This is a genomic window from Streptomyces sp. NPDC005811, from assembly GCF_040630405.1.
Classification (GTDB): Bacteria; Actinomycetota; Actinomycetes; order Streptomycetales; family Streptomycetaceae; genus Streptomyces.
In genome coordinates this window covers 1-13,373 of sequence record NZ_JBEXXK010000007.1, presented here as the reverse complement: position 1 = coordinate 13,373, position 13,373 = coordinate 1, and the positions used below count along the sequence as shown (strand labels likewise).

12 protein-coding genes and 1 pseudogene are annotated in these 13,373 nt (G+C 72.5%); 6 read left to right on the top strand and 7 right to left on the bottom strand.

Annotated elements, in window-relative coordinates; translation table 11 throughout:
• Positions 1–18: 18 nt before the first annotated feature.
• Both ABZ490_RS09505 and ABZ490_RS09500 read right to left on the bottom strand, forming a co-directional pair.
• On the bottom strand, positions 19–792 hold the full coding sequence (locus tag ABZ490_RS09505) for a YcnI family protein (RefSeq protein ID WP_358986839.1): 774 nt from the start codon (positions 790–792) through the stop codon (positions 19–21).
• 164 nt (positions 793–956) lie between these two features.
• Positions 957–1,772 (bottom strand): hypothetical protein, encoded by an 816-nt coding sequence (locus ABZ490_RS09500; protein WP_358986836.1) that lies wholly within the window; start codon positions 1,770–1,772, stop codon positions 957–959.
• Positions 1,773–1,973: 201 nt separating this feature from the next.
• Between ABZ490_RS09500 and ABZ490_RS09495 the strand changes: the two genes are divergently transcribed.
• The 3 genes from ABZ490_RS09495 to ABZ490_RS09485 all read left to right on the top strand — a co-directional run bounded on the left by ABZ490_RS09495 (position 1,974) and on the right by ABZ490_RS09485 (position 4,313).
• Positions 1,974–2,429, top strand: coding sequence for an ATP-binding protein (locus tag ABZ490_RS09495; RefSeq protein WP_358986833.1), 456 nt, complete (start codon positions 1,974–1,976; stop codon positions 2,427–2,429).
• Positions 2,430–2,540: 111 nt separating this feature from the next.
• A complete protein-coding gene (locus tag ABZ490_RS09490) occupies positions 2,541–3,476 on the top strand; it encodes an intradiol ring-cleavage dioxygenase (protein ID WP_358986830.1) in 936 nt (311 codons plus the stop codon).
• Between the two features lie 9 nt (positions 3,477–3,485).
• Positions 3,486–4,313, top strand: coding sequence for a triphosphoribosyl-dephospho-CoA synthase (locus ABZ490_RS09485; RefSeq protein ID WP_358986827.1), 828 nt, complete (start codon positions 3,486–3,488; stop codon positions 4,311–4,313).
• A 64-nt stretch (positions 4,314–4,377) separates the two neighbouring features.
• Here the strand turns inward: ABZ490_RS09485 and ABZ490_RS09480 are convergent, their stop codons facing one another.
• Together ABZ490_RS09480 and ABZ490_RS09475 are read right to left on the bottom strand one after the other, a co-directional pair.
• The gene (locus ABZ490_RS09480) at positions 4,378–5,853 is read right to left on the bottom strand and encodes an aminopeptidase P family protein (RefSeq protein ID WP_358986824.1); all 1,476 of its coding nucleotides are present in this window, start codon (positions 5,851–5,853) and stop codon (positions 4,378–4,380) included.
• Between the two features lie 115 nt (positions 5,854–5,968).
• Positions 5,969–7,486 carry a PP2C family protein-serine/threonine phosphatase gene (locus ABZ490_RS09475; RefSeq protein WP_358986821.1) on the bottom strand — a complete coding sequence of 506 codons (1,518 nt, stop codon included), beginning with the start codon at positions 7,484–7,486 and terminating at the stop codon, positions 5,969–5,971.
• Positions 7,487–7,999: 513 nt separating this feature from the next.
• Between ABZ490_RS09475 and ABZ490_RS09470 the strand changes: the two genes are divergently transcribed.
• Positions 8,000–8,665: a bifunctional DNA primase/polymerase gene (locus ABZ490_RS09470; RefSeq protein ID WP_358986818.1), complete on the top strand. Its 666-nt coding sequence runs from the start codon at positions 8,000–8,002 to the stop codon at positions 8,663–8,665.
• Between the two features lie 56 nt (positions 8,666–8,721).
• On the top strand, positions 8,722–9,270 hold the full coding sequence (locus tag ABZ490_RS09465; protein WP_358986815.1) for a hypothetical protein: 549 nt from the start codon (positions 8,722–8,724) through the stop codon (positions 9,268–9,270).
• Between the two features lie 288 nt (positions 9,271–9,558).
• On the opposite strand, the gene ABZ490_RS09460 is transcribed toward ABZ490_RS09465, so the two are convergent.
• From ABZ490_RS09460 to ABZ490_RS09450, 3 genes are all read right to left on the bottom strand, one after another.
• A complete protein-coding gene (locus ABZ490_RS09460) occupies positions 9,559–10,524 on the bottom strand; it encodes a DUF5926 family protein (protein ID WP_358986812.1) in 966 nt (321 codons plus the stop codon).
• Positions 10,525–11,239: 715 nt separating this feature from the next.
• Positions 11,240–11,878, bottom strand: coding sequence for an ATP-binding protein (locus ABZ490_RS09455; RefSeq protein ID WP_358986809.1), 639 nt, complete (start codon positions 11,876–11,878; stop codon positions 11,240–11,242).
• Positions 11,879–12,067: 189 nt separating this feature from the next.
• Positions 12,068–12,904 (bottom strand): glycerophosphodiester phosphodiesterase, encoded by an 837-nt coding sequence (locus tag ABZ490_RS09450; protein ID WP_358986806.1) that lies wholly within the window; start codon positions 12,902–12,904, stop codon positions 12,068–12,070.
• Between the two features lie 199 nt (positions 12,905–13,103).
• Between ABZ490_RS09450 and ABZ490_RS09445 the strand changes: the two are divergent.
• Positions 13,104–13,373: pseudogene (locus ABZ490_RS09445) on the top strand (protease); the annotation flags it as partial.

Sequence of the window (13,373 nt, the reverse complement as noted above, 5' to 3'; positions counted from 1 at the left end):
CGGTGGAGGCGGGGGCGGTCAGGCGTCGGACGTCGTACGGCGGCGTCCGGCGAGCACGCCGTAGGCCACCCCGGCGGCGCCGACGACAATGCCGACCACGCCGAGGACCCGGGCGGTGGTGTCGCTGCCGCCGGAGGAGTCGGCGGCGGCCTCGGTGGTCGCGGCGGCGGCCTTGGCGTCGTCGGAGGAGTCGGCGGAGTCGGCCGACTCGTCGGAGGCGTCCTCGGCGGTGGCCGCGCCGCCGTGGTGGTCCCCGGTGGCGGCGGACAGGGCGAGCACGGGTGCCGGGTTCTCCGGCTCCTCGGCGCCGTCCTCCTGGGCCTCGATCCAGCGCACGACCTCGCCGCCGGAGTAGGTCTGGATCGCCTTGAAGACCAGTTCGTCCGTGTCCTCCGGCAGGGCGCCCATGGAGACCGGGAACCGCTGGATGTAGCCGGGCTCGATGCCCTTGCCGTCGGCGGTCCAGGTGACCTTGGAGACCGCTTCGTTGATCTTCTGCCCGTGCACCTCGAGCGGCTCGGCGAGCTTGGTCTTGGTGACGACGGCCTTCCAGCCGGCGATCTTCTCCGGCATCACCGAGGCCAGCGGGTGGTCGGTCGGGAAGCTCACCTCGAGCTTGGTGGTCGAGGCGTCGTCGCGCTCGTTCGGAACGCGGAAGTTGACGAGGGCGTAGCCGCCCTTCGCGGCCGTGCCGTCCGGCTGCACGCTGACGTGCGCGAACGCGGGCGCGGACAGCAGGAGGGCGGTGGAACCGGCGACGGCAGCGGCGGCGGCGATACGAGAGGCCTGCATGGCGAGGAGCACTCCACTCCGGGTGAGGTCTGCGGTGAGGTCCGACGACGGGGCCGGACGGGGGAGGCGTACGCGACGGGCCGGAAGGGACCGGCGGGAAGCGCGCACACACGCGTGCCGCACGACAGCGGCCACCCCTCCCACGGAGTGCTGGTCGTGTCGCGTCAGGCAGCGAGGACGAGGACGGACCCGGCCGGCGGGCCGCGCCTGATCACCGTGTGCTGGAGTGCGCTGGTAGGGGGCCGCGGGGGCGCGAGAAAGGCGGTGCGGGGGAGCCGCGGCCCCGTGCCCGGTCCGGCCGGCAGCCCCGCGAGAAGGGCACGCGCCAGCGCGAACGCCCCGCGCAGGGACCGTACGAGCGCTCCCTCGGCGACCCCGTGCGCCGACAGTTCGATCAGCCGCCGCAGGGCGGAGTCGCCGCGCCGCAGCAGCCAGCCCGTGGCGAGGGCCGCGAGGAGGTGCCCGAGCACCATGGGCAGCGACGGCAGCAGGGACATGGCCGGACCGGCCGTGGACAGGGCGTCCGCCGGGTGGGTCATGGACCCCATCCCGCTCATGCCGGTCATGTCCGTGGCGTCGGCGGGGCTGTAGAGCCGGGCGTCGACGAGGATCTTCTGGGCCTGGGCGGGGCTGATCGCCGCCGCCGTCGCCCCGCACACCAGCCGGGCCGCCCGTGCGACGAGCGCCGCGTCGGACGCCGACACCGCGCCGGTGGTCGTGGTGGCGGTGTGCTGCCCGAGCCCGAACAGGGTGTGCAGCACGGTCTGTCCGACCGCGAGCAGCGCCACCATGCCCGGCAGTGAGCGCTCACGCCCGGCGAGCGGCACCACGACGGCCAGGGCGCCGAGGAAACCCGCGCCGAGCGTCCACAGCGGAACGGTGGCGCAGGAGGCCATGGTGTGCCCGGCCGCGGCCAGCACGACACAGACCGCGGTGAAGACCGCGGCCCGCAGCAGGCGGACCTCGTGGGGGGCAGTCATGGCCGCCTCATCATCGCACTGGCCTTACGGCCTCCCTACGGCAGGTCCATGTACGACGGACGCCTCCTGAGCACCACATACACCGATTCTTGTCATCCGTGCATCCCCCATATGGGCGGCATCACGCGGAATTCGCGCTTACACCGGCGTCCGGGCGGCAATACGTATCCGTATGTCGAGCCGCGGCCAGGAGGCTGGAGCATGAGCATCTGGTGGTCACTCCATCTGCGGCGCGAAGCCGCGAGTGTTCCGCTCGCCCGCCGTCTGCTGCTCGGGACCATGGAGACGGCGGGAGTCGATCCCGACGTGAGCTACGACCTCTCGGTCGCGCTGAGCGAGGCCTGCGCCAACGCCGTGGAGCACGGCGGGGAGTACGCGCGCGGCGGTCCTTCGGAGGCGTACCGGGTCACCGCCTATCTCGACGGCGAGAAGTGCCGGATCGAGGTGGCCGACTCCGGCCCCGGCTTCACCGCGGAGCGCCCCCCGCCCGCGCCGGTGCGCACGAGCATGGACGCCGAACAGGGCAGAGGCCTCTTCCTCATCCAGGAACTCGCCGATCATGTGCACATCGGCAACACCCCGGGGCGCGGCGGAGCGGTGGTCAGCTTCGACAAGATCCTGAAGTGGCGCAAGGACGCCCCGCTGATGGCCGTATGACATCCGCTCAGATCGGCGGAACGGCACGGAACTTCAGGTTCCTCAGCACTCACAGGTTCCTCTCAGCGTTCTTCCAGCCCGCTGATGGACTGCGTTCCTAATTTCCTGTTCATGACGGGAAACCACAAAGACACCAGCATCACCCGGCGCCGCGCTCTCGTGGTCACGGGTGGCACGGTCGCGGCCGGCGGACTCGCCGTCGCGGGCTACCAGGCGGCATTCGCCGACACCACCACGGACACCGAGGCGACCGCGGACGCCACCTCGACCAGCAGTGAGTGCATGACGCTGATGAGCAGCGTCACGGAAGGGCCCTACTACCTCGACGGTGCCTTGGTGCGCAAGGACATCACCGAAGGCAAGAGCGGCGTACCGCTGACCCTGCGGCTCACGGTCGTCGACGCCACCGACGGCTGCACCCCGGTCAAGGGCGCCGCGGTCGAGATCTGGCACTGCGACGCCTGGGGCTACTACTCCGGCTACACCACCGCCAACCCCGGCGGCTCCGCCCCCGCCGAGAGCGAGGACGGCTCCACCGCCAACGACAGCACCTATCTGCGCGGTTACCAGATCGCCAACGCCAACGGGGTCGTCAAGTTCGAGACGATCTTCCCCGGCTGGTACACGCCCCGCACCTGCCACATCCACGTCAAGGTGCACACCGGCGGCGAGAAGGAGGACGGCACCTACGAGGGCGGCAAGGTCAACTACACCGGCCAGTTCTTCTTCGACGACGCCATCGCCGAGGAGATCTTCACCCTGGAGCCGTACTCCAAGCACTCCGGCAGCTACACCACGCTCGACAACGACATGGTGTACGACGGCGGCGGTGCCTCCAGCGGCCTGCTGACCCTGAAGGCCGTCCACAAGAAGGACCCCTCCAAGGGCTACAAGGGCTTCCTGACCCTCGGCGTCGACCCGGACGCCGAGAGCACCGGCGCGGGCAGCGGAAGCGGCGGCGGCGACGCCGGCACCCCGCCGAGCGGCGCCCCGACGGGTGCCCCGCCGAGCGACGCGCCCACCGACTCCGCCACCACGTCCTCGTAAGGCGGGGTCATGACCAGCCGTGAGGACGACGTGCTCGCGCAGGCCGCCGTGGCCGCGCTGACCGGTCAGCTGGCCCTGGCTCCCAAGCCCGGCCTGCCCGACCCCCGTGACCTGGACGCCCGTGTCACCCGCAGAGACCACTGCGGGCTGCGCTGGTCGGCCAAGGCACTCGCACCAGGCCTTGCGGCGATGGCTGCCGCCGCCCGCCGCACCGGCGAACCCACACCCCGGCTCCGCGCGGAGCTCGGCGCCATAGGCCGCTGCACCGAACACTCGGTGGGCCTGGCCGGCGGCGGACACCGGGGCGCCCTGTGGACGCTGGGACTGCTGGTCGCCGCGGCCGCCCTCCACCCCCGCGCGCGGGGTGCCGAGGTCGCCCAGGCCGCCAAGCGGATCGCCGCGCACCCCGACAAGGGCGCACCACGGCGGCCGTCACGCGGTTCGACGGTCTCGGCGAAGTACGGCGCGGCCGGCGCCCGGGGCGAGGCACGCGCCGGGTTCCCTCATGTACGGCGGGCACTGGACGCCCTGGCCAAGGCACGCTCCGCCGGCGCGGGCGAGGCCGAGGCACAGCTGGACGCCCTGCTCACCGTCATGTCCACCCTCCAGGACTCCGAACTCCTGTACACGGCCGGCCCCCTGGGCCTGCGCCACGTCCAGGCGGGCGCCCGCGGAGTCCTGGAGGCGGGCGGCACGCACACGGACGAGGGCCGCGAGGCACTGACGTCCTTCGACTCGGATCTCCACGAACGGGGCTGGAGCCCCAGGGGCAGCGCGGGCCTGCTGGCAGGCGCCCTCTTCGTCGACTCCTTGCCGGACATCAGGGCGACCCCCTGAAGGGGAACCCTCGGAACGCAGCGATGGCCGGGCACCCCGTCGGTGCCCGGCCATCCCTTCACCCTCAGCCCTTCAGTGAAGCCATCCAGCTCTCCACCTCACCGGACCGCCGCGGCAACCCCGCCGACAGGTTCCGCTGACCGTCCTCCGTCACGAGGATGTCGTCCTCGATCCGCACCCCGATCCCCCGGTACTCCTCGGGCACGGTGAGATCGTCGGCCTGGAAGTACAGCCCGGGCTCGACGGTCAGCACCATGCCCGGCTCCAGCGTGCCGTCGACGTACGACTCCACGCGCGCGGCGGCGCAGTCGTGGACGTCCAGCCCGAGCATGTGCCCGGTGCCGTGCAGCGTCCACCGGCGCTGGAGGCCCAGCTCCAGCACCCGCTCCACCGGCCCCTCGACGAGTCCCCATTCGACGAGCCGCTCGGTGAGCACCCGCTGTGCCGCGTCGTGGAAGTCGCGGTACTTCGCCCCCGGCACGACGGCCGCGATACCGGCCTCCTGGGCGTCGTAGACCGCGTCGTAGATCTTCTTCTGGATCTCGGTGTACCGGCCGCTGACCGGCAGCGTGCGCGTGACGTCCGCGGTGTAGTACGTGTGCGTCTCGACGCCCGCGTCCAGCAGGAGCAGCTCACCCGACCGCACGGGGCCGTCGTTGCGCACCCAGTGCAGTGTGCAGGCGTGGGCGCCGGCCGCGGCGATGGTGCCGTAGCCGATGTCGTTGCCCTCCACGCGGGCGCGGAGGAAGAACGTTCCCTCGATGTAGCGCTCGCTGGTCGCCTCGGCCTTGTCCAGGACGCGTACGACGTCCTCGAAGCCGCGGACCGTGGAGTCGACGGCCTTCTGCAGCTCGCCGACCTCGAAGGCGTCCTTGACCAGGCGGGTCTCGGAGAGGAAGACCCGCAGTTCCTCGTCGCGCTCGGCGGTGACCTTGTCGGTCAGGGCGGCCTCGATGCCGGCGTCGTAGCCGCGGACGACCCGCACCGGGCCGGTGGCCTCGCGCAGGGCGCCGGGGAGCTCGCGCACATCGGCGGCGGGGATGCCGTAACGCTTCTGCGCCTCGTTCAGGGAGTGGCGGCGGCCGACCCACAGCTCGCCCTGGCCGGAGAGCCAGAACTCGCCGTTCTCGCGGTCGGAGCGGGGCAGCAGGTGGATGGTCGCCTCGTGGCCCTCGCCCCTGGGCTCCAGGACCAGGACGCCGTCCTCAGTCTGGTTGCCGGTCAGGTAGGCGTACTCGACGGAGGCGCGGAAGGGGTACTCCGTGTCGTTGGAGCGGGTCTTGAGGTTGCCCGCGGGGATCACCAGGCGCTCGCCCGGGAAGCGCGCGGAGAGCGCGGCGCGGCGGGCGGCGGTCTCGGCTGCCTGGGCGATCGGCTCCAGGTCGTGCAGCTCGGTGTCGGCCCAGCCGGACTTCATGTTCTCGGCGAGCTCGTCGGACACGCCCGGGTACAGGCCGTTCTTGCGCTGCTTGATGGGCTCCTCGGTCTCCTCCGGGGTTTCCGGGGTCTCCGGCGTCTCCGGTGTGAGCTCCTCGGCCACGGTCATCCTCCTCGATACGGCACTGGACCCTGTCCATCGTACGGTCGTACGGGAGACAGCCCAGGAGAGGAAGTCCGGCGCTCGGAAGCCCGGGGGAGCCCGCGGCCCCGGCCGCTCACTCGAAGCGCGCCGCCAGCAGCACCACGTCCTCCTCGCTGTCCCGCTCGGCCGCCCCGTCCGGCAGCACCGTGCGCAGGACGTGGTCGGCGATCGCGCCGGGGTCGCCCCGCAGGGCCTTCGGCACCCCGGAGGCGGCCGCGTGCAGCCGGGCGAAGGCACGGTCGACGGGGTCGCCGGTGCGGTGCAGCAGCCCGTCGGTGTAGAGCAGGACCGTCTCGCCGGGCTCCGGATCCAGCTCGACGCTCGGCGCCTCCCAGCAGGTCAGCATGCCGAGCGGAGCGGAGACGGAGGTCTCCACGAACTCGGTGCGGTGCTCGCCCACCAGCAGCGGCGGGCAGTGCCCGGCCCCGGCCAGGGTGATCTTGCGCAGGGAGGGTTCGCAGTAGGCGAACAGGGCGGTCGCGGAGCGGGCGGGCTCGGTGAGGCGCAGCAGCAGTTCCAGGTCGGACAGGACGGCGACCGGGTCCTCGCCCTCCATCACGGCGTACGCCCGCAGGGAGGCCCGCAGCCGGCCCATCGCGGCGACCGCGCTCGGCCCGGAGCCGGTGACGGACCCGACGGCGAGGCCGAGGGCCGCGTCCGGCAGCGGCAGCGCGTCGTACCAGTCGCCGCCGCCGCGCGGGCCGCTGCTGCGGCGGGCCGCGAGCTGGACGCCGGGCACCCTCGGCAGCCGGGACGGCAGCAGTTCCTCGGCCATCGTGGCCATGGACGCGCGCGTGCGCTCGACCTCGACGAGCCGGGCCAGGTGCTCGGCGGCGGTCCGGACGTACAGACCGATCAGATGGCGCTGGCGCTCGCCCGGCTCGGCGGGCTCGTCGTAGAGCCAGACGGCGGCGCCGACCCGGCCCTCGGGGCCGTCGGCGACCAGGGGCAGGGCGTAGCTGGCGGCGTAGCCGAGGCGGGCGGCCACCTCGCGATGGCGGGGGTCGAGGCCGTCCTCGGCGAGCAGGTCGGGTTCGGCGATCTCGCCGTCGGCGCCGGGCAGTCCGTCGAGGATCCGGCCGTAGGAGATGGCGCTGCGCGGCACGGTCTCGATGTGGCCGAGGTCCGCGCGGCCCAGTCCGAGTCCGATGGTGGTGTCGGGGCCGAGGCCGCTGGCCGGTTCCAGGACGACGAGACCGCGCCGGGCGCCCACGAGGGCGGCTCCGGCGCGCAGCAGTTCGGTCAGTGCCTCGCTCAGTGCGTCCGTGCGGGCCAGACGTTCGGTCAGTTCGTGCAGGGTCGTGAGGTCCGAGACCCAGCCGGCGAGGCGGTCCGTGAGCAGGGTGCCCGGGTCGGAGGGGGCCTCGGCGGCCGGCGGGGTTTCCGGGGAAGCGGGCGCGGGCGCGACAGTGTGTGCTGGCGAGGGAACCGTTGAATCGATTCCAGCCACTTTCGGAGCGTGAGGGGCGTTCATGGCATCCGGCTCTCGGACCGGAGCGTATTGCTCAAAAGCATCGCAAACCCCCATGTCAATCTGCGCCGCTGGCAGTGTCTCCACATGTACACGCACTCGTAAGGGGATGTCCAGCATTGTCCTGCTGGGATTAGTGGTGTCCATGAGGCCTTTGGGGGGAATCGGACGCGACTCTTCCCGCCCTCTTGTCGAATAGCAAAAATGGCTTAAAACTGACTCGGGTTACGGTTGTTTGCGGTCGACTGGCCTTGCTCCACGGAGCGTCACAACGGTCGTGATGGGTACGTACTCGGTAAGGACCAGGGGTCGTCGGGAGCCACCCGGAACCTGGTGGCCGAACCGGGCGTCATAGCCACCGACGACCGTGCCCCATCCTCCCGTGGCGGAGGCCGAGAGAAATACGGCGAGAGGCAAAACGCCAGACTTCGCCACCCCACGCCACGCCCAGCGTTTTGATGGACGCAAGTCGGCGGAGCGGCCGCGGAAGCGGCCGGAGCTCAGCCCCAGGGGTTCCCCTTGTCGAGGACAGGGGTGTGATGCGCCAACAGGTACGCCCAGTGAACTGACCGACACATGGTGTGATGTGGCCCACGGTGTTGCCAGCGGTGCAACGGAAAGGAACGAGCGCTCATGCGCGAGATCCTCGGAAGGCGACGCAGGCTTCTGTCCCAGTCCGGCGACAAGGGGCCTGAGTCGATCGACTCGGCCCTGACCTTCGCGACGGAATGGCAGTGGCCCGTCCTGCCCGGCGTGACGGCGGACCAGCGCAGCACCTCGCGGTGCGGCTGTCCCGACCCCGAGTGCGTGCTGCCCGGCGCGCACCCCTTCGATCCCGGCCTGCTCGCGGCCACCACCGACGCCCGTATGGTGCGCTGGTGGTGGACCAACCGACCGGCCGCGCCGATCATCCTCGCCACCGGGGGCCAGGCCCCCTGCGCGGTCAGCCTTCCCGCGCTCGCCGCGTCCCGCGCGCTCGTGGCGCTGGACCGGCAGGGCATGCGGCTCGGCCCGGTCGTCGCCTCGCCCACCCGGTGGGCGATCCTCGTCCGCCCCTACTCCATGGAGCAGCTGGGCGAACTGCTGTACGCGAAGGACTTCGTCCCCGGCTCCCTGCGCTTCCACAGCGAGGGCGGCTACCTCGCCCTGCCCCCCTCCGAGACCGGCCGGGGCGACATCCGCTGGGAACGCGCCCCGCTGCCCGGCTCGGCCTCCCCCTGGGTGCCCGATGTCGAGGCCGTCGTGGACGCCGTCGTCGACGCCCTCACTCGTACGGGTGTGAGCGCGCCCGAGATGTAGGGGTGTCGGGCGCGCGCCGACCCGGGAGGTCCGGTTCCGCGCCCTATGTTCCCCCTATGAACCTTCGTCTCCTCGCCCTCGGCGGAGCCGTGGCCTGCGCGCTCGCAGTGCCCCTGGCCATGGCTTCCGCGGGGCAGGTCGGAGACGCTCCGGACGGGGGTACGGACCCGAAGGCGCCCGCCGCCTTGCCGGCCCCGTCCCCGGCTCCCCCGGCCGGCTCCTCGCCGCTGCTGCTCGGCCTCGGTCTCGCCACCGCCGCCCGCTGCGGCCCCGGACTGACCTCGCCCGAGGGCGTCGAGGCGCAGACCTGTCTGCTGACCCAGGGCGGGGACACCTGGGCGCGCACCTACTACCGCAACGCCACGGGACGCGCCCTGGACGCCGTCCTGAGCCTCATGGCGCCCGAGGGGCGCACGGTGCGGATGCGCTGCGCCGTGGCCGCCGAGGACGAGCCGGAGACCTGTGAGACACCCCGTGAACCGACGCGGGGCACCCTGGACGCGTACACCGCCGTCGCCGAGTTCTCGGCGTTCGCGGGGAAGGCGGGCGAGGGGCCGCTGCTGCTGCGCTCCGGCAGCAACTCCCCGGGTGCCGAAGGCAGTTGACGGACGGGCCCGGTCCGCCCGGGCCGACCGGGCCCGTCCGGGCATGCAAAGACCCGGTTGCTGGCGACGGGGGATGCACCAGCAACCGGGCTATTGGAACGGTAACAAGAGATCGGCTCCAAGCAAATTCGATCTCTGGTTTTCATCGGGCTTTCGGACATGTGCCGATCGGCGATTTCTGGCGCCGACTCACCTTGTGCGTACGGGAGTTGTGAGCGGAGTCACGCCTTCCGTCCGTCCGGCCCCGCTGACCGACCGGTCAGCCGGGGCCCGTCCGGCGGCCGTGCCTCAGCTCAGCGTCACCTGGCGGTTGGTGAGCCCGCCGCGCGCCCGGCGCTCCTCGGGGGTGAGCGGTGCCTCCGAGGCCAGGGCCGCCGCGAGCCGCTCGGCGAACTCGGCGGCCGGCTTCTCGACGTCGTCCGCCGAGACCCCGCTCGGCAGGTCCCAGACCGGCACGGTCAGGCCGTGCGCCCGGAAGGAGCCCACCAGACGCGTGCCCTCACCGAGGCTGGAACGGCCCGCCGCGTGCAGCCGCGCGAGCGCGTCCAGAAGCCGCTCCTCGGGGTGCGGCATGACCCACCGCAGATGGTTCTTGTCCGGAGTCTCGCACCAGTAGGCGGAGTCCACCCCGGTCAGCTTGACGGTCGGGATCGCCGCCGCGTTGGCCCGCTCCAGGGAGGCGGCGACGTCCGGAGCGGCGTTCTCCGGGTCCGGCACCCAGAACTCGAAACCGTCGTGCACAACTGGCTCGAACACGCCTTCGGCGTCGAGCAGATCCTGCATCCGAGGACCGTCCGCCGGGGCACGGCGGGCCTGCACCGGAGTACCCGGCTGTGCCTCGAGGGCCCGCTGGAGGGTGTCGGCCAGGTCGCGGCTGATGTCGCCGGACGGCGTGTCGTTCTGCAGGCCGAGCAGCACCGAGCCGTCGTCTCGGCGCAGCGCGGGCCACGCCATCGGCAGGACCGTGGCCAGCGTGACGGAGGGGACGCCCTCGGGCAGCCCGTCCTTCAGCGTCAGCGCGACCGTCGCGGCCGGGACCAGCTCGCGCAGGGCCACCCAGTCGCACTCGCCCGGCAGCCCCTCGAAGGGGCGCTGCACCAGCTCGGTCACGGCGTGCGCGGCGGCCCGGCCGTGGCAGGCCTTGTAACGGCGGCCGCTGCCGCACGGGCAGGGCTCCCGGGCGCCGACGACCGGGATCTCCCCGTCCGTGAGCTGCGGCCGGCCGGCCTTCGTCTGGGGTCGCTTCTTGGCCACTGGGTGTCTCCCGGGTACGGCTCGTCTGGTACGGGCGGAGCCTAGCCGTTCGCACCCGAGACCACGGGAACCTGTGGACAACGCGGCGGTTGTGGACAACGGGTTGGTGCTTCAGGGGGGCGACGAGGGTGGATCGGGGTGGATCGGGTGGGGTCGAGTGGGGTCAGGGCGGGTCGGGGCGGGTCGGGGTCGGTTCAGGTCGGTTCAGGCCGGTCGGAGCGGATGGGGAACGGGCCGGGTCGGGGCCGGGGGGTGGCGACCGCTGTCGGTCCAGGCCGCCGGGCGGTGCGACCGCTGTCGGTTCGGTCGGGGCCGGGCGGTGCCACCGCTGTCGGTTCGGTCGCGGCCGGGCAGTTGAGACTGCTGTCGGTTCGGGCCGGGCCGCGCGGGGGCGACTGCTGTCGGTTCGGGCCGGGTGGTGGCGACCGCTGTCGGTCCGGTCCGGTCCGGGCCAGGCCGCGCGGGGGCGACCGCCGCCGGTCCGGAGACCGGTCGACGGCGGTCCGGGGCGCCCCGGACCGACCTGGGGCGGCCCGGCCGCCAGGTCGCGGCCGGTGGGTCCGGGCCGGTGGGTCCGGGCCGGTGGGTCCGGGCCGGTGGGTCCGGGCCGGTGGGGCAGCCGTCGGCTGTCGGCGGGCGGCCGGGTCAGCCCCCGTCAGCCCACCTCAGCCCCCATCAGCACCCGTCAGCCCAGGTCGGCCCGGTTCAGCCCAGGTCAGTCCAGATCGTCGAACGCGTCGGCGAAATCCAGTCCCGGTATCGACGCCACCGAGGGCGCCGCGACCCGGGAGGCGAAGTCGTCGCGGCGGCAGCCGGCGTCGGGGTCGTGGGCGTCCGCGTGGACGAGGACCCACACGGTGACCTCGCCGCGGGCGTCGTTCCGGACACCCCAGTCGTCGGACAGGGCCGTGATGATGTTCAGCCCCCGGCCGCCGTGCGCGGTGACGGAGGGGGTGGCCGGCGAGGGCCGGGTCGGGCCGCCGCCGTCGGTCACCTCGACCATCAGCCGGCCCCCGGTGTCGACCTGCCACGCGGCGCGTACATCGCCGTCCCCCGCCAGGGCGTCACCCAGGGGCCGGCCGTGTTTGCACGCATTGCTCAAAAGTTCGGAAAGGATCAGTACGGCATCATCGATGACCGCTTCCGACACCCCGCCCCTGCGCAACTGGTCGCGCATGCGGTGTCGCGCCTCCCCCACGCCCGCAGGGCCATGGGGTACGGCCATGCTCGACGACGTGGGCACCTCCTGTGCCACCACCAACGCCACCCCCGAGACCTCCTTCGCCCCACGCCACGGTGTGGATGCCCCATTGGCCTGTACCGGAAACCGGCCAATCCACGTCCTCAGACGCATTCGCAACGATCGAACACGGAGCGAACGCGCCGGAGCACTCCCCGTAAGTGCTTGGCTGAATTTCGACGGAGTGGCCGATTTGGAGGATGCGGGAGGGTTGGCGTGGGGTCAAGGGGACGTGAGGTATCTGTGAGGTGTGAGTGACCTGTGGGGTGTCGGTGCGGACGGCGGCCGGCCCGGTGCGGGCGTTCAGCGGCCCAGCCGGTCGAGCACCGCGCGCGGTCGGTTGGTGATGATCGCGTCGATGCCCAGCTCGACACAGAGGTCCACGTCCTCCGGCTCGTTCACCGTCCAGACGTGCACCTGATGACCGGACTGCTTGAGGCGCTCGACGTACACCGGGTGGTTGCGCACGATCCGGATCGAGGGGCCCGCGATCCCGACCCCCTCGGGCAGCCGCCCGTCGCGGAGCCGGGGGGAGACGAACTGCGACAGGTAGACGGTCGGCAGTGTCGGCGCCGCCGCACGCACGCGATGCAGCGAACGCGCCGAGAAACTCATGATCCGCACCGGCGACTCGGCCGCCGACTCCGGGGCGTCCAGGCCGAACCGCTTCAGCAGGATCAGCAGCCGCTCCTCGACCTGCCCGGCCCAGCGCGTCGGATGCTTGGTCTCGATGGCCAGCTCGACCCGGCGGCCGGAGTCGGAGACCAGTTCCAGCAGCCGCTCCAGGGTCAGGACGGACGTCTCCTCGCGGTCCTCCGGCCGGACCTCCCAGTCCGGGTCCTCCACGCGCGCGTGCCAGGCCTCGCGCGCCTCCCGCGTCTTCCAGGAGCCGAAGTCCAGCGCAGCGAGATCGGCGAGCTCCAGGGCGGAGACGGCACCGCGGCCGTTGGACGTACGGTTGATCCGTCGGTCGTGCACACAGACGAGATGTCCGTCCGCGGTCAGCCGTACATCGCACTCGAGGGCGTCCGCACCGTCCTCGATCGCTTTCTTGTACGCGGCCAGGGTGTGCTCGGGGGCCTCCTCGGAGGCTCCGCGGTGGGCGACGACTTGAATGTGGTGCTGCCGTGCGTGGGTCACCGCGTCATCGTGCCACCGCGGGCATCTGAGAACAGTCTGAGATGTTTCGAAGATGCGCACTTAGTGCACTAAAAGTCCCTTATAAAGATTGCCCGGAGACCCACAGCCAGCGCTTATGGTGCTCTGACGGCCCGTGGGAAAAGCTGAGCAGTACACAAGCGCACGCGACGACAACAGCCGTGGATCGAGGAGAAGAGCTGTGAACACCGAGAACGAGGGCACGAACGAGGGCACCCCGGTACCTCCGGCGCCGTCCGCACCCCCCGTGCCGGTGGAGTCCTCCTCGGCCGCCGCCCCGCAGGCGCCCGCGTCGGACTCCGGCGCCACCACGCCCCTCCCGCAGACCCCGCCGGCGGCCCCGGCGGCTCCCGTGGGTGACTGGCCGCCGCCCGCCGCGCCGCAGCCGCCGCCCGCCGCGCCGCAGCCGCCGCCCGCCGCGCCGCAGCCGGCGCCGGCCGCGGCCGAAGGC

Coding starts and splice junctions, on each gene's coding strand:
- ABZ490_RS09505 (WP_358986839.1), bottom strand. CDS start 792: ATGCAGGCCTCTCGTATCGCCGCCGCCGCTGCCGTCGCCGGTTCCACC.
- ABZ490_RS09500 (WP_358986836.1), bottom strand. CDS start 1,772: ATGACTGCCCCCCACGAGGTCCGCCTGCTGCGGGCCGCGGTCTTCACC.
- ABZ490_RS09495 (WP_358986833.1), top strand. CDS start 1,974: ATGAGCATCTGGTGGTCACTCCATCTGCGGCGCGAAGCCGCGAGTGTT.
- ABZ490_RS09490 (WP_358986830.1), top strand. CDS start 2,541: ATGACGGGAAACCACAAAGACACCAGCATCACCCGGCGCCGCGCTCTC.
- ABZ490_RS09485 (WP_358986827.1), top strand. CDS start 3,486: ATGACCAGCCGTGAGGACGACGTGCTCGCGCAGGCCGCCGTGGCCGCG.
- ABZ490_RS09475 (WP_358986821.1), bottom strand. CDS start 7,486: ATGCTGGACATCCCCTTACGAGTGCGTGTACATGTGGAGACACTGCCA.
- ABZ490_RS09470 (WP_358986818.1), top strand. CDS start 8,000: ATGCGCGAGATCCTCGGAAGGCGACGCAGGCTTCTGTCCCAGTCCGGC.
- ABZ490_RS09465 (WP_358986815.1), top strand. CDS start 8,722: ATGAACCTTCGTCTCCTCGCCCTCGGCGGAGCCGTGGCCTGCGCGCTC.
- ABZ490_RS09455 (WP_358986809.1), bottom strand. CDS start 11,878: ATGCGTCTGAGGACGTGGATTGGCCGGTTTCCGGTACAGGCCAATGGG.